The sequence below is a fragment of the Citrobacter sp. RHBSTW-00944 genome (assembly GCF_013615435.1).
Classification (GTDB): domain Bacteria; phylum Pseudomonadota; class Gammaproteobacteria; order Enterobacterales; family Enterobacteriaceae; genus Citrobacter; species Citrobacter braakii.
Map to the genome: position 1 here is coordinate 2,534,312 of NZ_CP055418.1, position 24,179 is coordinate 2,558,490.

Annotated in this window: 20 protein-coding genes and 1 pseudogene; 12 read left to right on the forward strand and 9 right to left on the reverse strand. The window is 53.4% G+C overall.

Features of this window, described 5'->3' with window-relative positions; genetic code table 11:
• The first annotated feature begins 29 nt into the window (after positions 1 to 29).
• Entirely contained in the window at positions 30 to 1,991 is a 1,962-nt protein-coding gene (locus HV334_RS12180; RefSeq protein ID WP_181221812.1) for a U32 family peptidase, read from the forward strand.
• A gap of 3 nt (positions 1,992 to 1,994) precedes the next feature.
• Here the strand turns inward: HV334_RS12180 and HV334_RS12185 are convergent, their stop codons facing one another.
• The 4 genes from HV334_RS12185 to HV334_RS12200 all read right to left on the reverse strand — a co-directional run bounded on the left by HV334_RS12185 (position 1,995) and on the right by HV334_RS12200 (position 4,953).
• Positions 1,995 to 2,225 carry a DUF2554 family protein gene (locus tag HV334_RS12185; protein ID WP_016153158.1) on the reverse strand — a complete coding sequence of 77 codons (231 nt, stop codon included), beginning with the start codon at positions 2,223 to 2,225 and terminating at the stop codon, positions 1,995 to 1,997.
• A gap of 189 nt (positions 2,226 to 2,414) precedes the next feature.
• A complete protein-coding gene (locus HV334_RS12190; RefSeq protein WP_003020230.1) occupies positions 2,415 to 2,540 on the reverse strand; it encodes a DUF2474 domain-containing protein in 126 nt (41 codons plus the stop codon).
• Positions 2,540 to 3,550, reverse strand: a complete 1,011-nt coding sequence (gene cydB, locus HV334_RS12195; RefSeq protein ID WP_141875205.1) for a cytochrome d ubiquinol oxidase subunit II — start codon at positions 3,548 to 3,550, stop codon at positions 2,540 to 2,542. Before cydB ends, HV334_RS12190 begins: the two co-directional genes overlap by 1 nt.
• Positions 3,550 to 4,953 (reverse strand): cytochrome ubiquinol oxidase subunit I, encoded by a 1,404-nt coding sequence (locus HV334_RS12200; protein WP_047417372.1) that lies wholly within the window; start codon positions 4,951 to 4,953, stop codon positions 3,550 to 3,552. Before HV334_RS12200 ends, cydB begins: the two co-directional genes overlap by 1 nt.
• Positions 4,954 to 5,216: 263 nt before the next feature.
• Between HV334_RS12200 and HV334_RS12205 the strand changes: the two genes are divergently transcribed.
• The 8 genes from HV334_RS12205 (at position 5,217) to patD (ending at position 13,053) form a co-directional block, all read left to right on the forward strand.
• Positions 5,217 to 5,405 carry a type II toxin-antitoxin system HicA family toxin gene (locus HV334_RS12205; protein WP_049259794.1) on the forward strand — a complete coding sequence of 63 codons (189 nt, stop codon included), beginning with the start codon at positions 5,217 to 5,219 and terminating at the stop codon, positions 5,403 to 5,405.
• A 31-nt stretch (positions 5,406 to 5,436) separates the two neighbouring features.
• A complete protein-coding gene (locus HV334_RS12210; RefSeq protein WP_131341011.1) occupies positions 5,437 to 5,853 on the forward strand; it encodes a type II toxin-antitoxin system HicB family antitoxin in 417 nt (138 codons plus the stop codon).
• 92 nt (positions 5,854 to 5,945) lie between these two features.
• Positions 5,946 to 7,355 carry a PLP-dependent aminotransferase family protein gene (locus HV334_RS12215; RefSeq protein ID WP_019076828.1) on the forward strand — a complete coding sequence of 470 codons (1,410 nt, stop codon included), beginning with the start codon at positions 5,946 to 5,948 and terminating at the stop codon, positions 7,353 to 7,355.
• A 329-nt stretch (positions 7,356 to 7,684) separates the two neighbouring features.
• On the forward strand, positions 7,685 to 8,830 hold the full coding sequence (gene ydcS / locus HV334_RS12220; protein WP_181221815.1) for a putative ABC transporter substrate-binding protein YdcS: 1,146 nt from the start codon (positions 7,685 to 7,687) through the stop codon (positions 8,828 to 8,830).
• 16 nt (positions 8,831 to 8,846) lie between these two features.
• The gene (locus HV334_RS12225) at positions 8,847 to 9,863 is read left to right on the forward strand and encodes an ABC transporter ATP-binding protein (RefSeq protein WP_016156582.1); all 1,017 of its coding nucleotides are present in this window, start codon (positions 8,847 to 8,849) and stop codon (positions 9,861 to 9,863) included.
• A complete protein-coding gene (locus HV334_RS12230) occupies positions 9,864 to 10,808 on the forward strand; it encodes an ABC transporter permease (protein WP_016153152.1) in 945 nt (314 codons plus the stop codon).
• The gene (locus HV334_RS12235) at positions 10,798 to 11,604 is read left to right on the forward strand and encodes an ABC transporter permease (protein WP_181221817.1); all 807 of its coding nucleotides are present in this window, start codon (positions 10,798 to 10,800) and stop codon (positions 11,602 to 11,604) included. The genes HV334_RS12230 and HV334_RS12235 overlap by 11 nt, the downstream gene beginning before the upstream one ends.
• A 21-nt stretch (positions 11,605 to 11,625) precedes the next feature.
• Positions 11,626 to 13,053, forward strand: coding sequence for an aminobutyraldehyde dehydrogenase (patD, locus tag HV334_RS12240; RefSeq protein ID WP_019076825.1), 1,428 nt, complete (start codon positions 11,626 to 11,628; stop codon positions 13,051 to 13,053).
• Positions 13,054 to 13,244: 191 nt separating this feature from the next.
• On the opposite strand, the gene HV334_RS12245 is transcribed toward patD, so the two are convergent.
• Positions 13,245 to 14,372 carry a multidrug effflux MFS transporter gene (locus HV334_RS12245; protein WP_115190564.1) on the reverse strand — a complete coding sequence of 376 codons (1,128 nt, stop codon included), beginning with the start codon at positions 14,370 to 14,372 and terminating at the stop codon, positions 13,245 to 13,247.
• 101 nt (positions 14,373 to 14,473) lie between these two features.
• Between HV334_RS12245 and HV334_RS12250 the strand changes: the two genes are divergently transcribed.
• On the forward strand, positions 14,474 to 15,253 hold the full coding sequence (locus HV334_RS12250) for a helix-turn-helix transcriptional regulator (RefSeq protein WP_047417382.1): 780 nt from the start codon (positions 14,474 to 14,476) through the stop codon (positions 15,251 to 15,253).
• A gap of 119 nt (positions 15,254 to 15,372) precedes the next feature.
• Here HV334_RS12250 and yncL read toward each other — a convergent pair whose 3' ends face one another.
• Positions 15,373 to 15,468 carry a stress response membrane protein YncL gene (gene yncL / locus HV334_RS12255; protein WP_071524268.1) on the reverse strand — a complete coding sequence of 32 codons (96 nt, stop codon included), beginning with the start codon at positions 15,466 to 15,468 and terminating at the stop codon, positions 15,373 to 15,375.
• A gap of 192 nt (positions 15,469 to 15,660) precedes the next feature.
• On the opposite strand from yncL, the gene HV334_RS12260 reads away from it, so the two are divergent.
• On the forward strand, positions 15,661 to 15,834 hold the full coding sequence (locus HV334_RS12260) for a GhoT/OrtT family toxin (RefSeq protein WP_016153148.1): 174 nt from the start codon (positions 15,661 to 15,663) through the stop codon (positions 15,832 to 15,834).
• A 19-nt stretch (positions 15,835 to 15,853) separates the two neighbouring features.
• Here HV334_RS12260 and HV334_RS12265 read toward each other — a convergent pair whose 3' ends face one another.
• The 3 genes and pseudogenes from HV334_RS12265 to HV334_RS12275 all read right to left on the reverse strand — a co-directional run bounded on the left by HV334_RS12265 (position 15,854) and on the right by HV334_RS12275 (position 22,292).
• The gene (locus HV334_RS12265; RefSeq protein WP_181221819.1) at positions 15,854 to 18,013 is read right to left on the reverse strand and encodes a virulence factor SrfC family protein; all 2,160 of its coding nucleotides are present in this window, start codon (positions 18,011 to 18,013) and stop codon (positions 15,854 to 15,856) included.
• Positions 18,010 to 20,980, reverse strand: a pseudogene (locus HV334_RS12270) (virulence factor SrfB). The gene HV334_RS12265 and the pseudogene HV334_RS12270 overlap by 4 nt, the downstream one beginning before the upstream one ends.
• A 4-nt stretch (positions 20,981 to 20,984) precedes the next feature.
• The gene (locus HV334_RS12275) at positions 20,985 to 22,292 is read right to left on the reverse strand and encodes an SrfA family protein (protein WP_181221821.1); all 1,308 of its coding nucleotides are present in this window, start codon (positions 22,290 to 22,292) and stop codon (positions 20,985 to 20,987) included.
• A 282-nt stretch (positions 22,293 to 22,574) separates the two neighbouring features.
• On the opposite strand from HV334_RS12275, the gene HV334_RS12280 reads away from it, so the two are divergent.
• A complete protein-coding gene (locus HV334_RS12280) occupies positions 22,575 to 24,173 on the forward strand; it encodes an ABC transporter substrate-binding protein (protein WP_016156573.1) in 1,599 nt (532 codons plus the stop codon).
• The last annotated feature ends 6 nt before the right edge of the window (positions 24,174 to 24,179 follow it).

Consider the following 24,179-nt stretch of genomic DNA (forward strand, 5'->3'; position numbering starts at 1 on the left):
TTTTACCACTTGTGGATGGTAACAACTGTATGCGCCAGCAGCCTCATCACCTTGAATTGTTAAGCCCGGCCCGGGATACCGCCATTGCACGTGAAGCCATTTTGCACGGCGCTGACGCCGTTTACATTGGCGGACCGGGTTTTGGCGCGCGTCATAACGCCAGTAACAGCCTGAAAGATATCGCCGAACTGGTGCCGTTTGCGCATCGTTACGGGGCGAAAATCTTTGTGACGCTGAATACAATCTTGCATGATGATGAGCTGGAGCCCGCACAGCGATTAATTACCGATCTGTATCAGACCGGCGTTGACGCTCTGATTGTGCAGGATATGGGGATTCTGGAGCTGGATATTCCTCCCATTGAGCTGCATGCCAGCACCCAATGTGATATTCGCAGCGTCGAGAAGGCGAAGTTTCTTTCTGACGTCGGATTCACCCAAATTGTCCTCGCGCGCGAACTGAGCCTTGAGCAAATAAACGCCATTCATCAGGCTACGGATGCGACTATTGAATTTTTCATTCACGGTGCGCTGTGCGTCGCCTATTCAGGCCAGTGTTATATTTCACATGCGCAAACCGGACGTAGCGCTAACCGCGGTGACTGTTCTCAGGCTTGTCGCCTGCCGTATACCCTGAAAGACGATCAGGGGCGCGTGGTGTCCTATGAAAAACATCTGCTGTCGATGAAAGATAACGATCAGACCGCCAACCTCGGCGCGTTGATTGACGCAGGCGTGCGCTCCTTCAAAATTGAAGGGCGCTATAAAGACATGAGCTATGTGAAGAATATTACCGCGCATTATCGTCAGATGCTGGACGCCATTATTGAAGAGCGCGGCGATCTTGCCCGTTCTTCAGCCGGGCGTACCGAACATTTCTTTACTCCATCCACGGAAAAGACCTTCCATCGCGGCAGCACCGATTATTTTGTGAATGCCCGTAAGGGGGATATCGGCGCATTCGACTCACCAAAGTTCATCGGTCTGCCGGTTGGCGAAGTCCTGAAGGTGGCAAAAGATCATCTCGATGTTGAGGTAACAGAACCGCTGGCCAACGGGGATGGTCTGAACGTGTTAATCAAGCGTGAGGTCGTCGGATTTCGCGCCAACACCGTTGAAAAAACGGGGCACAATCGTTATCGGGTGTGGCCGAATGAAATGCCCGCCGACCTGCACAAAGTGCGCGCCAACCATCCGCTGAACCGCAATCTCGATCATAACTGGCAGCAGGCGTTGGCCAAAACCTCCAGCGAACGCCGCGTCGCGGTCGATATTGAGCTGGGCGGCTGGCAGGAACAGTTGATCCTGACGCTCACCAGTGAGGAGGGGGTGAGTATCACCCATACGCTGGACGGCCAGTTTGAGGAAGCGAACAATGCAGAAAAAGCGTTGAGCAACCTACAGGATGGCCTGGCAAAGCTGGGACAAACGCTGTATTACGCCCGTAATATTCAGGTGAATCTGCCGGGAGCATTGTTCGTGCCTAACGGTCAACTGAATCAGCTGCGACGTGAAGCGGTCGACATGCTGGATGCCGCTCGTTTGCAAAACTATCAGCGCGGTCGCCGTAAACCGGTTGCCCAGCCGGTGCCGGTTTACCCGCAAACGCATCTGAGCTTTCTGGCTAACGTCTACAACCATAAAGCGCGAGAGTTTTATCACCGTTATGGCGTGCAGTTGATTGATGCCGCCTATGAGGCGCATGAAGAAAAGGGCGATGTGCCTGTGATGATCACCAAACATTGCCTGCGTTTTGCGTTTAACCTGTGTCCGAAACAGGCGAAAGGAAATATCAAAAGCTGGAAAGCCACGCCGATGCAGTTGGTTAACGGCGATGAGGTCCTGACGCTGAAATTTGATTGCCGACCGTGCGAAATGCACGTGATCGGCAAGATGAAACATCACATTCTGAAGATGCCGTTGCCGGGCAGCGTGGTGGCTTCCATCAGCCCTGAAGAACTGCTGAAAACGTTGCCAAAGCGTAAAAGCTAACGGTTAGCTCTGATGTGTATCGGGTTTGCGTGATTTTTGCCAGTAATGGTGTTCGCGAAGATCGGCGGCGGATTCTTCCGCCGTCATTCGTAGTTCATCGCTGTCGGCTGTGTGTCGTAATAAGTGATCGGCATCCTGCACCTGAAGATATTCATGTCCCTGATTAGTAGCGAGAAGCTGACCGGAAAAAAGCGCGCTGGCCAGCAATAACACCGTTAACCCTTTCTTAAACATCATGCACCCTCTGGTACGTTAGCTGCGGAATTGACGATAATTTCGCCAGGTGACTATTCAATATTTTAATCGGGTTAATGACAATCTCTGTTTTGTCATTTCGATGTTTTTTACATTTTTGTTTAGATAACGTTGGGATTTGTCACAACCGGGCAGTGCAGCGCTGCCCGGTTGTTATCAGGGAGAGAATCAGGATTTAAATCCGGCGGCCGTCATCAGGAGACGAAAGAACATACCAACGGCGGCCAGGGCCAGCACGCTGCCGCCCCAGAGGATCACCAGCCACATCAGGCGTTTCCAGATTGTCTGTTGCATCAATGATACCCCTCACCATGTTGAACTTTGCCGCGGAAAACGTAGTAGCTCCAGAAGGTGTACACCAGGATTATCGGGATAATCAGCAGCGCGCCAACCAACATAAAGCCCTGACTCTGCGCCGGAGCTGCCGCCTGCCACAGCGTAATGGACGGTGGAATGATGTGGGGCCAGATACTGATCCCCAGCCCGCTGAACCCGAGAAAAATCAGCCCCAGCGTCAATACAAAAGGCAGCGTATGGCTGTTTTGCTGACCCAGCGAACGCCACAGCCAGAGGCTAATCAGCGCAACCAGGAGCGGAACCGGCATCAGGAACCACAGATTGGGCAGGCTAAACCAACGATCGGCAATGGCGCTGTGCGCCAGCGGCGTCCACAGACTGATAATGGCAATGACAACCAGCATCGCCAGCAGCAGTTTTCTTGCCACGCAGCGCATTTTATCCTGCAACGGATTTTCGCTTTTCATCACCAGCCATGTTGCCCCCAACAGGGCGTAGGCTACAACCAGGCCCACGCCGCAGAACAGGGTAAAGGGGGTCAGCCAGTCGAAAGGACCGCCGCTGTAGCTGCGTCCGGTGACGGAAAATCCATTGAGTACGGCACCGACCACAATACCCTGAGTGAATGTCGCGAGGATTGAACCGCCGAGAAAAGCTTTATCCCAGAATGGTCGATGCGCCGGCGTGGCTTTGAAGCGAAACTCAAACGCGACGCCGCGAAATATCAGGCCGATGAGCATCAGGGTCAACGGGATCGTCAGCGCATCGACAATCACCGCATAGGCCAGGGGAAAAGCGCCGAATAATCCGGCGCCGCCCAACACCAGCCAGGTTTCATTACCGTCCCATACCGGGGCGACGCTGTTGACCATCACATCGCGGTCATCCGCATCCGAAATCGCAGGGAATAAAATACCGATCCCGAGATCAAAACCGTCCATCACGATATACATCAGCGTGGCGAACACGATAATTACAAACCAGATAACTGATAAATCGATACCCATTAGCGGTGTGCCTCCGGTTGAGAATCGAGAACGACAGCAGAAAGCGGCCGCGCCGGCGTGCCTGTTGGTGGAATGGTCGGCTCATCTTCCTGTGGTCCTTTACGGATCAGGCGGATCATGTAGCTGTAACCCACGCCAAACACCGAGCTATACACCACAAAGAAAGACAGTAGGCTGATGCTCATATGTAAATCACCATGTGCGGAAACCGCATCCGCCGTACGTTGCAAACCGTAAACCACCCACGGCTGACGGCCAACTTCGGTGGTCACCCAGCCAGCAAGGATGGCAATCAGACCGGAGGGCCCCATCCACAATGCAAAGCGCAGGAAAGGACGTGAGGTGTATAGCCGCTGCTTATAACGCAGCCACAGGGCAAACGCGCCCAGCAGGATCATCAGCATGCCTAACCCTGCCATAATGCGAAACGACCAGAACACGATGGTGGAATTGGGCCTGTCTTCCTTCGGAAATTCTTTTAACGCCGGGACCTGTTTATCCAGACTATGAGTCAGGATCAGGCTGCCCAGCGCCGGGATTTCCAGCCCATAGCGGGTGCGCTCCTGCTCCATATCCGGCCAGCCGAACAACAGCAGCGGGGTCGGTTCACCGGGCGGATTTTCCCAGTGTCCTTCAATCGCCGCAATTTTTGCAGGCTGGTGCTTCAGCGTATTCAACCCGTGCATATCGCCAATTAAGGCCTGCAGCGGGGCGACGATTAACGTCATCCACAGCGCCATTGAAAACATCGCGCGAATTGCTGGCGTGCTATTACCGCGCAATAAATGCCATGCGGCTGATGCCGCGACAAACAGCGCGCTGCTCAGGAAGGCGGCAACGGACATATGCAGCAAACGATAAGGGAAGGAAGGATTGAAAATCACGGCGAACCAGTCGACGGGAACGACTTGCCCGTTAACAATTTCATAGCCCTGTGGCGTTTGCATCCAGCTGTTGGAGGCGAGGATCCAGAAGGTAGAAATAATAGTACCCAGCGCAACCATACAGGTCGCGAAGAAGTGAAGTCCTGGGCCAACCCGGTTCCAGCCAAACAGCATTACCCCGAGGAAGCCCGCTTCGAGGAAGAAGGCGGTTAATACTTCATAGGTCAGCAGCGGCCCGGTGATGCTACCGGCGAACTCGGAAAAACCACTCCAGTTCGTGCCGAACTGATAAGCCATCACCAGCCCGGAAACCACGCCCATACCAAAGTTTACGGCGAATATTTTCGACCAGAAATGGTATAGCGAGCGCCAGGTCGGATTTTTCGTTTTTAACCATAACCCTTCGAGCACCGCCAGATAACTGGCGAGGCCAATGGTAATCGCCGGAAAGATGATGTGAAAGGATACCGTAAACGCGAACTGGATCCTCGCCAGGTGAAACGCGTCAAGACCGAACATGCTTAGCTCCGCAGGCAAAATTGATTTAGCGCAATTCTAAGGCTGCGAAGCAATGGAAGGCAGAAACAGAACAGTTCTTTTTAACCATAACAGTTGTCGTGCTGTTATAGGTTGGCCTGGCTGATATGAAATCTGGAACCTGGATTCCTGTTATTGAATCGCGTCCTCCCCACGCGAGTGATTTTACGCTATCACTAGCGAGGTAATGAAAAGGTAATCATAAATGTTTACTTTGTGCGTATAATAGACGACAGGGAGGCGCAGTGAAGCAAAGTGAGTTCAGACGCTGGCTTGAATCTCAGGGAGTGGCTGTTACAAACGGCTCAAATCATCTGAAGTTGAGGTACCAGGGAAGGCGTAGCGTTATGCCCAGGCATCCTGGTGATGAAATAAAAGAAGCCTTGCGAAAATCGATCCTGAAGCAGCTTGGTTTACAGTCATCATCAATATGAGGTTAATTATATGAGAGATTTTGAAAAAATCATGCGTTATCCCGTTAATCTAATCCCCGCCGTGGAAGGTGGATTCGTGGTTTCTTTCCCGGATATTCCTGAAGCATTAACTCAGGGCGAAACCCGTCATGGGGCTTTGCAGGCTGCGCAGTCTGCATTGGTGACCGCTTTTGAATTCTATTTCGACGATAACGAACCGATTCCTTTACCTTCGGCGGTTGGCGCTGAAGGTGACTATGTGGAAATCCCCCTGAGCATTGCGTCGAAGGTTCTTTTGTTAAATGCCTTTCTTGAATCAAAAATCACCCAGCAGGAGCTGGCAAACAGGATTGGCAGGCCTAAGCAGGAAATTACCCGTTTGTTCGATTTAAAGCACGCGACAAAAATTGATGCTGTGCAAATAGCTGCACGCGCCTTAGGCAAGGAGCTGTCAGTAACAATGTTGTAAAACTGTTAACTATAACAGTTATAAAAAATGCCCTGATTATGTAAACTGATATATACAGTGCGTGTCACCGACACCGATTATCAGGACGAAAAATGAAAAAATACCAGCGACTGGCTGAGCAAATTCGCGATCAAATCGCGTCTGGCGTATGGCAGCCCGGCGATCGCTTGCCATCCTTGCGCGAGCAGGTGGTCAGCAGCGGCATGAGTTTTATGACCGTCGGACATGCATATCAGTTGCTGGAAAGTCAGGGCCGGATTATCGCCCGGCCGCAGTCGGGTTACTATGTTGCCGCGCGCCCTGAACGTGAGCTGGCAGCGCCGCAGGCGCAGGTGATGCGCGATGAAGCGGTGGATATCAACACCTATATTTTTGATATGCTGCAGGCCAGCCGGGATGCGTCAGTGATGCCATTTGCTTCTGCATTCCCCGATCCGCGTCTGTTTCCCCTCCAGCAGTTGAACCGCTCGCTGGCGCAGGTCAGTAAAACCGCGACCGCCATGAGCGTGATAGAAAACCTGCCGCCGGGAAATGATGAGCTGCGCCATGCCATTGCCCGCCGCTATGCTCAACAGGGGATGACCATTTCACCTGATGAAATTGTCATCACAACCGGTGCGCTTGATGCCCTCAACCTGAGCCTGCAGGCGGTTACCGAACCGGGAGACTGGGTAATTGTCGAAAATCCCTGTTTCTATGGGGCGTTGCAGGCCCTGGAGCGATTACGGCTGAAGGCGCTTTCGATTGCCACCGACGTGAAAGAGGGGATCGATCTTACCGCGCTGGAGCAAGCGTTGCAGGAGTATCCGGTAAAAGCCTGCTGGTTGATGACCAACAGCCAAAATCCGCTGGGTTTTACGCTCAGCCCAGAGAAAAAGGCGCACCTGGTCGCATTGCTGGAAAAATATCATGTAATGCTGATAGAAGATGATGTCTACAGCGAGCTGTACTTTGGTCGCGAAAAACCACTGCCTGCCAAAGCCTGGGATCGCGCCGACAGCGTTTTGCATTGTTCGTCTTTCTCGAAGTGCCTGGTGCCCGGATTTCGCGTGGGCTGGGTGGCGGCCGGGAAGCATGCTCGACGTATTCAGCGACTCCAGCTCATGAGCACGTTATCCACCAGTTCCCCCATGCAGCTTGCGCTCGTGGATTATCTGTCAACCCGGCGCTATGACGCGCATCTGCGCCGCTTACGCCGTCAACTGGCGGAACGCAAACAGCAGGCCTGGCAAACGTTGCTGCGCCATCTTCCGGCGGAAGTCAAAATTCACCATAACGACAGCGGCTATTTTCTGTGGCTGGAACTGCCAGAACCGCTTGATGCAGGCGTGCTCAGCACCCAGGCACTGGCGCACCATATCAGCATTGCACCGGGAAAAATGTTTTCGACCTCGGGGAGCTGGACTCGTTTCTTTCGCTTTAATACCGCATGGCACTGGGGAGAGCGTGAGGAACAGGCTGTGAAACAGCTGGGAAAATTAATTCGCGAGATGATGAAATAAAACGTAACGCGCTATTCAATATAAAAGAATAGCGCGTTCTTATTTTCGAAATAGAGAATACCTAACCCCGATGTTATTTATATCGGGTGCTACCATACAAAAAATCAATAGTTCTTACTATTGCCACCGTTGCACCTAACTCCTTGTCTATACTCCAGAAGATTAAAGCTCCCGATCAGCATCAGTAGCGTAATGAGCGTTAGCTCACAACCTGATTAAATTTCCTTGCGCCAGCAGGAACGCTTACAACACCCCGACTATTTTTAGGAAAGGACATATATTTACGGCAAGGCTGCCGCTCAATATTTTTTAGACAGGAGTAAGACGTTATGAGCAAGCAGTTTGCCCTCAGTAGCCTGTGCGCACTCAGTATGACGCTGATGACTGCACAGGCAGCCGAACCCCCGACATCCTTAGATAAACCGGAAGGCCGTCTGGATATTATTGCCTGGCCGGGCTACATCGAACGTGGACAGACCGATAAACAATATGATTGGGTCTCGCAGTTTGAAAAAGAGACCGGCTGCGCGGTCAATGTTAAAACAGCGGCCACTTCTGATGAAATGGTCAGCCTGATGGCAAAAGGCGGCTACGACCTGGTCACCGCTTCCGGTGATGCCTCATTGCGTCTGATTATGGGAAAACGCGTTCAGCCGATTAATACCGCGCTGATCCCTAACTGGAAAAGCATCGATCCGCGCGTGGTAAAAGGCGAGTGGTTTAACGTTGGCGGAAAAGTTTACGGCACACCGTACCAGTGGGGACCAAACCTGCTGATGTACAACACCAAAATTTTCCCAACGCCGCCGGATAGCTGGAACGTGGTATTTGTTGAGCAAAAACTTGGGGACGGAAAAAGCAATAAAGGGCGCGTTCAAGCCTACGATGGCCCGATCTATATTGCCGATGCTGCATTATTCGTTAAGGCGACTCAGCCGCAACTGGGCATTACCGATCCCTATCAGCTCACCGAACAACAGTATCAGGCGGTGATCAAAGTCCTGAGCGATCAACACGCGCTGATCCATCGCTATTGGCACGATACCACCGTGCAAATGAGCGACTTCAAAAACGAAGGTGTGGTGGCGTCCAGCGCCTGGCCTTATCAGGCGAACGCCCTGAAAGGAGAAGGCCAGCCTATTGCCACGGTCTTCCCAAAAGAAGGGGTTACCGGATGGGCTGATACCACCATGCTGCACAGCGAAGCCAAACACCCGGTGTGCGCTTACAAATGGATGAACTGGTCATTAACCCCGAAAGTTCAGGGCGACGTCGCAGCCTGGTTTGGTTCTCTGCCAGTCGTGCCTGAAGGTTGTAAAGCCAGCCTGCTGCTGGGTGAAAAGGGCTGTGAAACCAACGGCTATAGCTACTTTGACAAAATTGCCTTCTGGAAAACGCCGATCGCAGAAGGTGGCAAATTCGTTCCTTACAGTCGCTGGACGCAGGATTACATCGCCATTATGGGCGGTCGTTAATTCCGCTGGGGGTTTTATGACGTACGCAGTGGAGTTTCATAACGTCTCGCGTCTGTACGGGGATGTTCGTGCAGTTGATGGGGTGAGTATTGCGATTAACGACGGTGAGTTTTTCTCTATGCTGGGGCCATCCGGCTCCGGCAAGACCACTTGTCTGCGCCTTATTGCAGGGTTTGAGCAACTGTCAGGCGGCGCAATCACCATTTTTGGTAAGCAGGCCAGCGAATTGCCGCCCTGGGAACGGGACGTCAATACGGTATTTCAGGATTATGCGCTATTCCCGCATATGTCGATTCTCGACAATGTCGCCTACGGGCTGATGGTCAAAGGTATTGATAAAAAACAGCGTCACGCAAAAGCACGTGAAGCGCTGGATAAGGTTGCGCTCGGTTTTGTTTATGAACGCAAACCATCGCAACTCTCCGGTGGTCAGCGGCAACGCGTGGCGATTGCCCGCGCGCTGGTCAATGAACCGCGCGTCCTGCTGTTGGATGAACCGCTCGGGGCATTGGATCTTAAGCTGCGTGAGCAGATGCAGCTGGAACTGAAAAAGTTACAGCAATCCCTGGGTATCACCTTCATTTTTGTCACCCACGATCAGGGTGAAGCCCTGTCGATGTCCGATCGTGTGGCGGTGTTTAATAATGGCCGCATCGAACAGGTGGATTCTCCGCGTGAACTGTACATGCGTCCGCGCACACCGTTTGTGGCAAGTTTCGTCGGGACGTCAAATGTTTTTGATGAAACGATGTCAGCGAACGTTTGCGGGCTACAGGGTATGTTTTCCCTGCGTCCGGAACACATTCGCTTGAATGATACCAGTGGCGAAGTCCAGGCCCGGGGGGTTATCCAGGCGGTGCAGTACCAGGGCGCGGCGACACGTTTTGAGCTGAAACTTGTTGGCGGTGAAAAATTGCTGGTTAGCCAGGCGAACCTGACGGGAGAAATGCTGCCGACAACGCTGTCGCCGGGTCAACAGGTGATGGCATCGTGGTCACGCGACGTGATGGTACCGCTGGTTGAGGAGAGGTGAATGGCTATGAATGTCTTACATTCGCCTCCACAGTCGACAAGTCTGAACCGGATCTCAGGGTTCTTCTGGCGTAATCCGGGTCTGGGGCTGTTTTTGCTGCTCCTCGGACCGCTGATGTGGTTTGGGATCGTCTACTTCGGCTCATTACTGACGCTGTTGTGGCAAGGTTTTTATACCTTCGATGATTTCACCATGTCGGTCACACCCGACCTGACGCTGGCGAATTTGCAGGCGCTGTTTAATCCCGCCAACTACGACATCATTTTGCGTACCCTGACGATGGCGGTGGCGGTCACCATTGCCAGCGCGATTCTGGCGTTTCCGATGGCGTGGTATATGGCGCGATATACCAGTGGCAAAATGAAAGCCTTTTTTTACATTGCTGTGATGTTGCCGATGTGGGCCAGCTACATTGTTAAAGCCTACGCATGGACGTTACTGTTGGCTAAAGACGGGGTGGCGCAGTGGTTTTTAACCCATCTGGGGCTGGAGCCGTTGCTGCTTTCGTTCCTGACGCTGCCTGCGGTAGGCGGGAATACGTTGTCGACTTCAGGGTTAGGGCGTTTTCTGGTGTTCGTCTACATCTGGCTGCCGTTTATGATCCTGCCGGTACAGGCCGCGCTGGAGAGACTTCCGCCTTCGCTCTTACAGGCCTCCGCTGATTTGGGCGCTCGTCCGCATCAGACTTTCCGCTATGTGGTCCTGCCACTGGCGATACCCGGTATCGCGGCAGGGTCGATCTTTACCTTCTCTCTGACTTTGGGCGATTTTATCGTGCCGCAACTGGTGGGACCGCCAGGCTATTTCATCGGCAATATGGTGTATTCGCAACAAGGGGCGATCGGCAACATGCCGATGGCGGCGGCATTTACTCTGGTGCCGATTGTGTTAATCGCACTGTATCTGGCGTTCGTGAAGCGTCTGGGAGCTTTCGATGCACTCTGAACGCGCGCCCTGGTTACTCAAACTGGCGGCATGGGGCGGGGTTATTTTCCTGCACTTTCCCATCCTCATCATCGCCACCTATGCTTTTAATACTGAGGAGGCTGCTTTTAGTTTTCCACCGCAGGGGTTAACGCTGAAGTGGTTTAGCGTTGCGGCGCAACGTAGCGATATTCTGGAATCGGTGACGTTGTCACTTAAAATCGCTGCGTTGTCGACGGCCATTGCTCTTGTTCTGGGGACGCTGGCCGCTGCCGCACTGTGGCGCAGGGACTTTTTTGGTAAAAGCGCAATATCGCTGTTGCTGCTGTTGCCGATCGCGCTGCCGGGGATTATTACCGGTCTGGCGCTACTGACGGCGTTTAAAACTATCAACCTGGAACCCGGTTTTATCACCATCGTGGTCGGCCATGCAACGTTTTGCGTGGTGGTGGTATTTAACAACGTCGTGGCGCGTTTTCGCCGTACCTCATGGAGTCTGGTTGAAGCGTCTATGGATCTTGGCGCCAACGGCTGGCAAACCTTTCGTTATGTCGTGCTGCCAAATCTGGCGTCGGCACTGCTGGCGGGAGGGATGCTGGCGTTTGCTTTGTCGTTTGATGAAATCATCGTGACAACGTTCACCGCCGGACATGAAAGAACACTTCCTTTGTGGCTGCTCAATCAACTGGGTCGACCACGAGATGTGCCTGTCACCAACGTTGTGGCATTGCTGGTAATGCTGGTGACAACACTGCCAATTTTAGGGGCCTGGTGGCTAACGCGTGAAGGCGACACTCTCGCCGGAAACGGTAAATAAACGACGATATGGGAAATTGCTATGCAACATCAATTACTGATTAATGGCGAGCTGGTCAACGGTGAAGGTGAAAAGCAGCCAGTCTATAACCCTGCCACTGGAGAACGCATTCTGGAGATTGCCGAGGCGTCAGCCGGGCAGGTTGATGCGGCGGTACGTGCTGCAGACAACGCATTTGCCACCTGGGGACAAACCACACCGAAAGTCCGTTCCGAACTGCTGCTGAAACTGGCGGATGCTATCGCCGATAACGCGCAAACCTTCGCTGAGCTGGAATCGCTTAACTGTGGTAAGCCGCTGCACTGTGTCCTTAACGATGAAATTCCGGCAATCGTCGACGTTTTCCGCTTCTTCGCCGGGGCTGCTCGTACCCTGCAAGGGCAGGCGGCCGGAGAGTATCTGGAAGGGCATACGTCGATGATTCGTCGGGATCCGCTGGGCGTGGTGGCCTCTATCGCGCCGTGGAACTACCCGCTGATGATGGCGGCGTGGAAACTGGCACCGGCGCTGGCGGCGGGTAACTGTGTGGTGATTAAACCGTCAGAAATCACCCCGCTAACCGCTCTTAAACTGGCTGAATTTGCCAAAGATATTTATCCGCCAGGCGTTATCAACGTGCTGTTTGGCCGTGGCAAAACGGTGGGTGACCCGCTGACCGGTCATGAAAAAGTCCGGATGGTTTCCCTGACCGGCTCCATTGCGACCGGTGAACACATTATCCAGCACACCGCGCCTTCGATTAAGCGCACACATATGGAGCTGGGCGGCAAAGCTCCGGTCATCATTTTTGATGATGCCGATCTGGATGCGGTGGTGAGCGGCGTGCGAACCTTTGGGTATTACAACGCCGGGCAAGACTGTACCGCCGCTTGTCGAATCTATGCCCAGAAAGGCATTTATGACGCGTTGGTTGAGAAACTTGGTGCCGCGGTTGCCAGCCTGAAAATCGGCGCACCGAATGACGAATCGACGGAGCTGGGGCCGGTAAGCTCGCAGGCGCACCTCGATCGCGTGACTAAAGCGGTCGATGAAGCCAAAGCACTGGGGCATATCAAAGTCATCACCGGTGGTAAAAAAGTGGACGGCGCAGGCTACTACTTTGCTCCGACGCTGTTGGCCGGGGCGAAGCAGGAAGATGCTATCGTGCAGCGGGAAGTTTTCGGTCCGGTGGTCAGCGTCACCGTATTTGAGGATGAAGATCAGGTACTGGCGTGGGCTAACGATTCGAAATACGGCCTGGCATCCTCCGTCTGGACTCGGGATGTGGGGCGCGCGCATCGATTTAGCGCTCGCCTGCAGTATGGTTGCACCTGGGTCAATACCCACTTCACGCTGGTCAGCGAGATGCCGCACGGCGGACAAAAACAGTCTGGTTATGGCAAGGATATGTCGGTTTACGGGCTGGAAGATTACACGATTGTTCGCCATGTCATGATCAAGCATGAGTAATATCTGAAGCGCGAGCAATAAATGCGGCACGGATAGCTAAATACTGGCAAACGTGTGTCTATATTATTCGCGCCACTGGCCTCGTCGCCATCGGACGGCGGTAAGTTGGAAATATCCGCGAGGTCAGGCTATTAATACAACAAAGCCCCGGCTTAATGTCAGGGCTTTGTGCTTTCAGGATCGTCATCCGATTATCCGCGCCGCAAGCTGCAAATCCAGGCGAGTAGCGCACAGACGCTCAGAACCAGCCCCAGTTGTTGCACCATGCCTGCAACCCCCAGCATCATTCCCAGCAACAGGTAATAGCTTAATCCGAATAATGCACCGGCGGCCCCGGCCTGTTCACGATAGTGGCGTAGGGCCTGACTCAGCACATTGGGGATCGCGATGCCATAAGCAATCACCGCGCCGAAAACCGGTATCAGAATCCACGCGGAGTGCTGTAACCACCACGCGGCGAGGCCTGACAATGCTGCCAGCGCACAGGCATAACGTACCCTCTGTTCCGACGTCAGGTCTGTCGTCAATAATCTCCGGTTCAGCAGGCTGCCCGACAGCGAAGCAAACGCAAGTAGTCCCCCCGTCCAGCCAAAGGCTCTGGAACTCCATCCCAATTGCCCGAAAAGAAACGGAGCCAGGCTGTAATAGCTAAACAGCATGGTATTCAGCAGCGCAACCAGCATAGTATTTTTCCACAGTTCGCGGTCACGCATCATGCGGGAGAGCAGTGCAGCAAGGCTGGGTCTGAGCGTATTTTCGGGCCGGGTTTCTGGCAGCATGGTCGCAGTCAGTAGCAGCAGTAGCAGCGCCAGCAGCACAAGGGCAATAAATACACCGGTATGACCATACAGGCTAACCAACCAACCTCCGCTTAGCAGGCCGAAAACGGGACTCAATGCCAGCGCAGCGCCCATCACGGAAAAGACGCGGGATAGTGCAGTTGATTCATATGTGTCCCGTAACATGGTCTGTACCACCACTGACCCGGCAGCCGCGCCGATGGCTGAGATCATCCGCGCCAGCAGCAAAACGCTGAAGTCAGTGGCAACCACGGCCAGGGCACAACCTGACCCATAGCAGATAAGTCCTGCCAGCATCGCCCAACGTCGACCGATGCAGTCGCTCAGCCAACCCCACATCGCCACGCCGATGGCGAAGGCAATAAAATAAACGGAGAGTGTTTGCGCCGCGCGTTCACTGCTTACGTGATAAGACGTGGCGATTCCTGGCAATGCCGGGCTATAAATGGTTTCCACCAGTTGCGGAAACATAATGAGCAAAGTAAGAAGCCACAGCGGCGGGCGGCGAAGGGTGTTCATAGCAATATCCAGAGAGACAGAAAACTGGCGGGCATTATTGCTGAAAGGGAAGTGTCGCATTACCATTATCAAGACTTTAAATATCAAATATCGGACAGATAATGGAAATTGCCCCGGATGATGATTTCGATGCGGATAGCTTTGATAAACCGGTAATCGGGATTGCCTCCGAGATGGGCGTACACGATTCCGGCCGGCATAGCCATCTTCGTCATCAGCTACTTTTTTCGGCAGCGGGAAGCATTACGATTGAGCTGGAGCATGCCCTGTGTCTGCTACCGCCACGGCGCGCGGTCTGGATCCCGGCTGGTACGGTACATCGCGCCATAATGCGCGGGGTGATGGCTTATCGTTCGTTGTATTTTTCAACTACATTGCCGTTATCTAAGTTACCGCTGCAGATAGTCGACGTTAATCCTCTCTTTTTTGAAGTAATAGAACGTATGGCTTTCTGGCCATGGGAAATGCCTGCCGCGCAGCAGGCCAGTCTTATCACCGTTTTCTGTGAGGAAATGCGGGCCGCCCACAGTGAAAACTGGACATTGCAGTTTCCCTCAGATCCACGGCTGAACGTGTGGCTTGAAGGAGTACGTATGGGCGAGTTGCCACCACGACTAAATCAATTATCCCAACGGGTTGGGGCATGCGAGAGGACGATCAGTCGAATATTTACCAGGGATACCGGGATGAATTATCAGAGCTGGCGGCAGCAATTTAGACTATTAAAAGCCATGGAGATGCTGGCTGACGGGGGGCAGATCAGCCAGGTGGCGCAATATCTGGAATTTGTCAGTGACAGTGCTTTTATCGCTTTTTTCCATCAGCATACCGGCACAACACCGAGCCGTTATGCGGGCAATATAATGCCGCAGAAGGATTAGGGGGATTACATACTAAGGATAATTTACCGGGTGGCAGGAGAGTGGGAAAATCGTGTACTAATGGCAGAGAGAAGAGCCTCTCTGCCAGCAGACGCTGCAATTAATCAAGAAGAACGACATCAAGCAAACCAGCCAAACCTTGCGGAAATCAGACTGAAAAGTCCTACAGCAGCAAATATATTTATCAGCACCACAGTTTTACTGGAAACATTCATTTGTGCCACCTTTCGTTTTAACCCTTATGGGTATAGTACGGGTTATAACTATCCGCAATAGTACGGATTCTGAACATAATGAAAACGGCTTGTTTTACCGGCGTTTCTCTTAAAATAATTAATAAAACTTGATGTGGGTCATGAAAAAGAGCATATTGCGCGCGATTTTACCTTTCGGCCCGGATGCCTGACATGTCTCTGTACCAAAAAATGTTGGTTTTTTATGCGGTGATGGCCGCTATCACGGCAATCATCACCTGGTTTCTTTCCCGCGATAAAAAGCGGATTCGTTTTCTCAGCGCGGTATTAGTCGGGGCGACCTGGCCGATGAGTTTTCCCGTCGCGTTAATGTTTTCTCTCTTCTGATGACGGCGTAAACGCCGTTTCAGGAGGAAAGCAGGGCATCTAATCGTTTTTTGTCGGCTGCGCAAACATCCTGCGGATGCTGATATCCCACGTTTTCATTGGCGCGGGTATACAAAGCGACCAGCCAGTCGTAAACGTAACGGCTTGCGCCATGCGAAGGTTGTTCATCCAGTTTCGTCAACCGTAACATCGGCTGTTGCGCCGGGGCACTAAAAATAGCCGATCCTTTTTGGATCCTGCTGGCCGGACGCTGTTCCTCTGCCACGCTGGCAAATCCAAGCCAGGTAATAAAATCCCCAATATCGGCGTGAAGCTGCGCGGCGCAGACGTTTTCTCGCTGCATAATGCGCTGTAAGCGTTGCGGCATCTCCAGCCGATAGCTGGTGGTGACGAGGATATCGGCAACCTGCCTTAGCGTACGCGGCTCGAGACGTAAACGGCGCGCATTATTTTCATCGCGACACCACTGGCGCACGTGGTTAACCCACATTTTGTGCGCCAGATACCCGGCCTCTTTGCTTTCCGGCGAGTGCGGTGTGTCACGCACCTCGGCAAACAGGTCAATCTCTTCATTAAATAATCCGCTCACCTGTTCCTCGCGCGGCTGCTGAACACGCAGCAGCGACTCAAAGAGGCGCATCGGCGGAAGCAAACCGTCCAGGAGTTCGCCATGCTTTGCCGCCTGGGCCTGGAGCTGGCGGATCACCGACTCATTGCTACCCGATTCGGTTTCAACGGGGTTAATCCAGCCGATCAGGGTTTCGCGTACACGCTGCTGGTGCTGCTCACGCAGGGAGGTCAATCTCGCCTGGCGTTGCTGGGGCGAGGTTGCCTGAGTCAGCCATTCGACGAGGCATTGTAAGCTGTGTTTATCCAGCGCCTGCAGCGTGCCCCAGTGCAGTCCGGGCTTGCCCATTAATTGCTGCACAGATTCATCAAGATTTTGCTGAGTGCTAAACCGCGCATCCTGCGGAGTAATGGCCCAGACCACTCCCGGCAATGCGGCGTCATGTACGGGCTGAGTATCGTTAACCCAGCCCAGCAGCTTGCGGGTGATGGCGGGCGTCTGGGAGCGGGTAGATACCGCATTACAGATTAAAAGTACATCCGGTTGCAGATGCTGGCGATAATGTTCCAGCATCCAGCCTAATTTGGCCTGCCACAATGGATGGGGATGAACATCCGGGGCGAGGGGAATATCCAGCAGATCGACATTCTCCAGTACCGCGTCTTCAACCGTCAGGACCAGCTCGCGCGTGAGCAGCGCCAGCGAAGCCTGAGAAAGGCTGACCGCATTGAGCAACTGATCATTTTCTATTGGATGAACCACCACATCGCTTTGCGCCTCATTCCCGTTCAATGCTACCTGAGTCAGGAAACTCTCGGCAGGTAAACCAAAATGGTCAACCAGCAGGCTCAGCGGAGCCGCGAGTTCTTGCGCGCTCCCGGTTTGTTGCAGCGTATGCGCCAGCGCCAACCACTGTTGCGTCAACTCTGGTTGTTCTCCCCACAGTAACGCCCAGGCGTTTGCCCGGGTAGTCAGATCCAGAGCGGGTAGCAGCGTGGCAAACTGATGCCATAGCGCGTCGTCAAATTGCTGTTGTCTGGCCGGTACGCAGGCGCGCCAGAAACGACCAATTGCCGCGACATCATGCGCGGTAATGCCCGGCACCGGATGACGCTGGCGCAACGTTTGCCATTTTTCCAGGCGCGCCTCAATAATCGATTTCTCGACCTGGCGGTTGTCCGCAAGCGCACAGAACTGGGTAATAAATAGCTGTACCAGTTCGGCTTCACTGAGTAGCCGCAGGCGCAACGGCCATTCACCATCGAGCGGATTTTCATCACGCGTAAAGCGGATCGCCATATTGGTTGGCGCATGACCAGGATTAATATGTGAAAAGTAATCAAAGCTGCGATCCGGGGTAACGATATTCACTTTGCCATTGGCGTTGCTGCACAATGCTGTGAGCAGGTGCGCTTTTGCCGATTGCGAATGTCCGTAAAGCCCAACGCATCCTCGCGATGAAAAGGTCGTCTTCAACGCAGATTCATTAACGGCGGCCAGGGTGAGCTGTGCCAACAGGGCATCCGCTTCATCATCAAGATGCGCCGCACGCTGACGGGTATCAGTTACCCACTCGATGGCGGCCTGCGCGGTGTTTAACATCTTACTCATTTCAGGTACACGCTCCCGCTATCAATCCAGTAATGGCTCCCGCTATGGCGTCGGTCTGCCAGCGTATTCAGTTTTAACGTTAAGGCATTGGCGGCAACGGGAGTGCCATCCTGTAACCACGCATCGCTCAGTACGAAGAATTCCGGGCCGCTTTCTTTGCTACCACCGCGTAGCTGCAGCCGTACATTCAACACGCCATCTCCGGCGATGGTTTTTGCCAGTTCGGCAGAATTTATGCTGAGCGTATACAGCGGTGTGGCAGGCCAACGGCTGTTGGCCAGTTGACGGAAACCTAACGTAACGTTGCCGCGCAATGGGAAGTGCAGGCGGGCATCCAGCTTCGCGCCGGGCTTATCCAGATCGATATCGTGATACCAGATGTTCTCATCACGCAGCGTATTGACCGTATTATCCAACACGCCGAGATAACGTACGGCCGATATCGGCAGCTTTAAAGTTGAAACGCGGCAAGCGTAGATCCAGCGCCAGGCTACACAACATGGCACCAACTGCTGCGGTGGATTTGGGGTTACCAATCCGCCCTTGTTGGCTGAACGGATACCACTCATGTACGCGGTAGTTATCCATCCAGATCATACGATTAACCGGAACGGGCTGCAGATGGCGGATCAACGCCTGTACGCCAGGTAAACAGGCGGGTCTGCCGGTCACTAATAAAATATCGCAGCGATAGTGTGAAATGGCCTCACAGACCGCGTGCAGTGGGGAGGTCAGGGTAAACTGGCCCGCCAGTAACGCTTCTTGTAACTGCCTGAACTGCACCTGTAACGGCACGCTCAACACATCAAACGCTGGCGATCCCGCAGGTAACGCATGATCGATAGCCTGCTGGATGTAATTCAGCACGTTGCGCGTTGGTTGCTGGCTCAGGAGTTCGCCAAAGGTGGCATGCAGACCCGCTACCGGATCGTTAATATCACTTTGTTCCCAGGCTGAAAGTACCGCATGACCGAGCGGCATAAAGAGTTGTAACGCCGTTTGTTGACGCAAAATCGCCTGGGTGTCGATGCGCCCAGAATCGCCAAATAGCGTAGCCAGCAATGCGGCGGCGTCGGTCACGCCAGCCTGTTGCAGGCGGGTTTGCAGCGCAGGCAACACGCAACGCTGAATCACGTCCAGCAGCATATCATCGCCCGCAACCTTAAAGCCTTCACGGAACAGCAGGTGCGGGGTAATTTTGACGTTTGTACCCACGCCGTCATCAAGCTGATAATGGACGACGGCCATATCCGTTGTCCCGCCGCCAATGTCGATCGATGCCACGCGCAGCGCACGACCTTTAGTCTCACCAGGCTCCGGCAGACGGTCCGGGCGGGCAAGGGCGTTAAAGAACGATTCGGTGTGGCCATCGTAGTGAGAGATAGCTTCGTTATACAGCCACACCAGTTGCCCGCAGCTGGCCTCATCCCATTCCATCTGGATCTCAGGTACGGGAACCACGCTCTTTTCCTGCTGTTTACGGGTGGTGAAGTCTTCATCCTGCGGGTGCCAGCCCATTGCTTTCCAGACCAACGCAATAGCTTCAAACATGCGCAGGCGGAAAATCTCACGCTCCTGTTTGGGCATCGCCGACGGCAGGGTCAGGATCAGCGTACGCAACTGACGAGGAGATGCCGGGAATCCGAGGCGCAAACGCGTCGCCACGCTGTTAATTTGCCCCAGCGCCTGGGCCAGTATTTCGCACAACATATGCGTCATCAGCGTACTGCGGCTGTATTGCGGTGAGAATACCGGCAGACGATCATCCTGCGGCAGGCTGAACAGCGGTTGCCCGTCATCGTTCATCAGGTTCATTAGCGGGAAGGCGGTAGCCAGTGGTTCGCGCTGGGTTTTGCCATTCATCTGGCTAAAGCGCCAGTCATGCAACACCGGCGTTTCGTCCCACAGATAACGGCGCGGGCTGGAGATCCCACTGCTGCCTTCAGTGCCCATGCGCTGCATCGCCAGCTTTCGGGCTTCATCGCCAACGCGGACAATCGACGGCCAGATAAAGGCATCATCACGACCGCTCTCCACGGAAAAGTGCTGCTTACCAAAACGCGCTTCGGAAAACTCCAGTCGGCTGGTGAACAACGGATCGTTGAGAAACTGTGGCTCGCTTAACGAACGCACCTGCAATTCGGCTGTCTGGCGCAGTCCGTCATTGGCATCCCCGTGATCTTCAATCAGGACGCCACAGGTATGGGTGTTACCGATATCCAGGATAAGATCAACGGGAATGGCGGGCGTGCTAAGGGTATGCGTGACCAGTTTCACTTCCGGAACGGAAAGCTGCTCGCCTAACAGGGTCAGCACATTCAGCCAGTGCGCCTGATATTCAAAGTTACGCAGCGCCTGCTGGATCTCTTGTTCTGAGCGGTTCTCATGCTGTGTGACATGATGCATAAAGGATTCGCGCAACCAGCCGTCAATCCAGGTCTGGTCGAGGAAATCGGCAATTTCGTTGTCATGCCAGGCCAGCGCAAATCGCGTACCGTTCAGCAGGTCATTTTCGTTGGGGGTTAACGCCGCAGGGGCATTTTCAGTGAGCTGGCTGTCCAGCGCCACGGTGACGCGGTGGGTGTTGCCCGCGCTGTCAGGTTGCGCCAGCTTTCGCACCTGTACGCGCGCCCAGTTATCCGGGCCTTCAACGAACGTACGCGGCGGATTAAAGCGCAGGAACGGCAGCGGCAGCCAGACACCGTCGAGCACGTCCAGCGAATAATGCAGCTTCTGGGTGCTTTCCGGCTTCACCACTTCGGGCTGACCGCCGGTGCTGCCAGGTAAGGTATAACGTCCGGTTGTCAGATCGAAATCCAGCCGCAGCAGGGGACCGTTTGCTGTTTTGCGCACAAAGCGTCCATGATGCGCAGATTCCTGCGGCGTCAGGCCAAAATCCAGAAATTGCACACCGCTATTGGCGATGAGCGTCACGCTCTGTTTGTAGTCACACAGATTCACCAACATAAAATCAGGCACCTATCTTTTTGATCGTCAGAGGGATTTCCGCGTGATCGTCATAACGTGCGGTACAGGCGGCGACGTCATTGGTTCCCGCTTTGCAGGTAATTTCCGGCATCGGATAACGTGACCCGTCCGTACAACGGGCATTCCCGCGACTCTTAATCATTAATTCACCTGACTGATGCAAACCGGAGAAAATCTCGGCACGACAAACAATATTGTCGCCATGAACCACGCGCGCTGTGCCTTTATTGGCCTGGATCTGATAGCGCAGCGACGGCGCTTTACCGCTAACCGGATCTTTAACATCAACCATGACGCGCCAGTTACCGTTGAGAAAACGCGTCGTTCCTGCCTTCATCTGGTTGGCATCCATCACCAGCGCATCTTTCGGAATCGCGGCGATCACGACCGGTCCTTCGACAGGTTTTTCTTTTTTCGCAGCCGGAACCACTTCAGCCCGATGCAGCGGCAGTGCAGATGTCAGTTCTGGCAGCGGTGCCATATCTGCCTTAGCGACGTCTCTTGGGGGAACAGCGGGTACGGGCTGGGAGGGCTGTTGCTTCCACAACAGCGGCCCAACCATGGCTGCAATGATCACCGCGGCAACGGGCAGGCTCCACAGCGGCAGGCGGCGTGCGGGTTTCTTCTGTGCGAGCGGCGGCGAGACTTCAGGTTCGTTAACAACGACCGGGGGTTGTGGTTCAGGTTCAGCCGGTTTAGGTAGCTCAACCACTGGAGTCAACAAAGGCGCCTCGGCCTCGGCGAAGGTGATTTGGGCAGTGATTTCTTCTTCCGGCTCAGGCTCCGCTACGGTGACGACCGGAGGAATATCGGCAAGGCGCAGGCAATCGAGCACATCGTCGCGAGGATTTTCATTCAGATTGACGAAACCCCAGAACGTAATAACGGGTTTACCTTCAACCAGAAACACGTGATTCTCACCAGGAAACTGGATGGCTTTTTCCAGCAGTGAGCCAAACAGTTGCAGGGAGGTTTTACCCGATTGCAGACTTTTACGGCTCAGCGCCGCCGCATTTTCCAGCGTGCTTCCCAGATAGCGCAGCGCACGAAAACGGGCCTCTTCATCAGCGGCTTTCCATGCAACGGCTTTCCCTTCAATCGGCGAATACCAGTCAACGCGATCGCCGTTGTCGTTAATTTGTGGGATCGCCAGACAATCCACCATCGCCTGCTGTTTACGCAGGCGAAGCGTTTCACGAATTTGCAATGCTGAATCAAACACGGCCTGACCACCGCCGCCCACGGCCTGATAGTCATCCAAATTGCCGCTGCGCAAGAGAGTTTTTGCCACGTTGTTACCCCTTAGACTTCTTCACGTATCTACTTTACGTTTTATAAAAACGAGCAAACGGTGGAAGAGAGGCAAAAAGGGGCGAATTTTCATGGCATAGAGTGCCGGGAAAAATCTTGACGTTTTGAAAAAGACTTAAGGGAAATTAATTCGCTTAGGGTGATGAATTATTCAGCAAAATACACCGGATTAGAATAACCTGATAGTGATTTGTTATTGGTCAGTTTTTGTCAGCTATGCTCTGATATCCCGGTTAATAATAAAATAAGAAGGCTTATAACCATGATTGCAAGGAAAACGTTACTCGCGCTGGCGCTCAGCGCCGTCTTACCATCAGGCGCGGCGTTCGCGGCCAATACTGACACTCTCATTTACTGCTCAGAAGCGTCGCCAGAGTCATTTAACCCGCAAATCGCCAGTTCCGGTCCATCGTTTGTGGCCAGCTCACAGGTGCTCTACAACCGACTCATCAACTTTGATCCGGTAAAAAATACGCCAGTTCCGTCTCTGGCAACGGACTGGACGATTTCGCCGGACGGTAAGACCTACACTTTTACCCTGCGTCAGGGCGTGAAATTCAACAGTAATAAATTCTTCAAACCAACCCGTGACTTCAACGCTGATGACGTGGTTTTCTCGGTATTACGACAGAAAGATGCCGATCATCCGTACCACAAAATTTCTCAGGGAAGCTACGAATACTTCAACGATGTCGGTCTGGATAAACTGATTAAAGAAGTGAAGAAGGTCGATGATTATCACGTTCAGTTTATCCTTAATGAACCTAATGCCGCGTTTCTTGCCGACTGGGGAATGGATTTTGCCTCCATCCTCTCTGCGGAATATGCCGACGTGATGCTGAAAAAAGGCACCCCGGAAAACGTCGATAACTGGCCAATTGGCACCGGGCCATACGTGTTGCAGCAGTACAAGCAGGATTCGCAAATCCGCTATCTCGCCAACCCGAACTACTGGGACGGTGCCGTCCCCACGAAGCACCTGATCTTCTCAATCACGCCAAACGTTCAGACCCGATTGGCGAAACTGCAAACCAATGAATGCCAGATAATTCCGGCGCCTGCGCCCGTACAGTTTGACGAGATTAAGAAGAATAAAGATTTGACGCTGCATTCGGTTGAAGCGCTGAACGTCGGGTATCTGGCGTTTAATACCGAGAAAAAACCGTTTGATAACGTGCTGGTGCGTCAGGCGCTTAACTACGCGACAGACAAAAAGGCCATTATTAACGCCGTCTTTTTAGGTTCCGGTACGGTGGCAAAATCGCCAATTCCGCCGAATATGTTGGGGTTCAATAAAGATCTGCAGGATTACGCTTACGACCCGCAAAAAGCGAAAGATCTGCTGAAACAGGCGGGACTGGAAAACGGCTTTGAAGCGACGCTGTGGTCAATGCCGGTTCAGCGCCCATACAACCCGAACTCCCGACGGATTGCCGAGATGATCCAAAGCGACTGGGCGAAGGTTGGCGTGAAGGCGAAAATTGTGTCGTACGAGTGGGGCGAATATCTCTCCGGAATGCGTAAAGGTGAGCATGACACCGCGTTGTTCGGTTGGATGTCAGACAACGGCGATCCGGATAACTTCGCCGATGTACTGCTGGGCTGTGACAGCATTAAAACCGGATCTAACGCCGCGCGCTGGTGCGATAAAGAGTATAATTCGCTGGTTCAAAAGGCGAAACTGGTGAGTAAACCGGAAGAACGCGCCGCGCTTTACCAGCAGTCGCAAGAGATTTTCTACCAGCAGGCTCCGTGGATTGCGTTGGCAAACGGGAAAACGTTTTACGCGACGCGCAGCAACGTCAGCGGATACAGCGTTAGCCTGATGGGCAGCGATTTTTCAAAAGCAAAATTAAATTAATGAGTT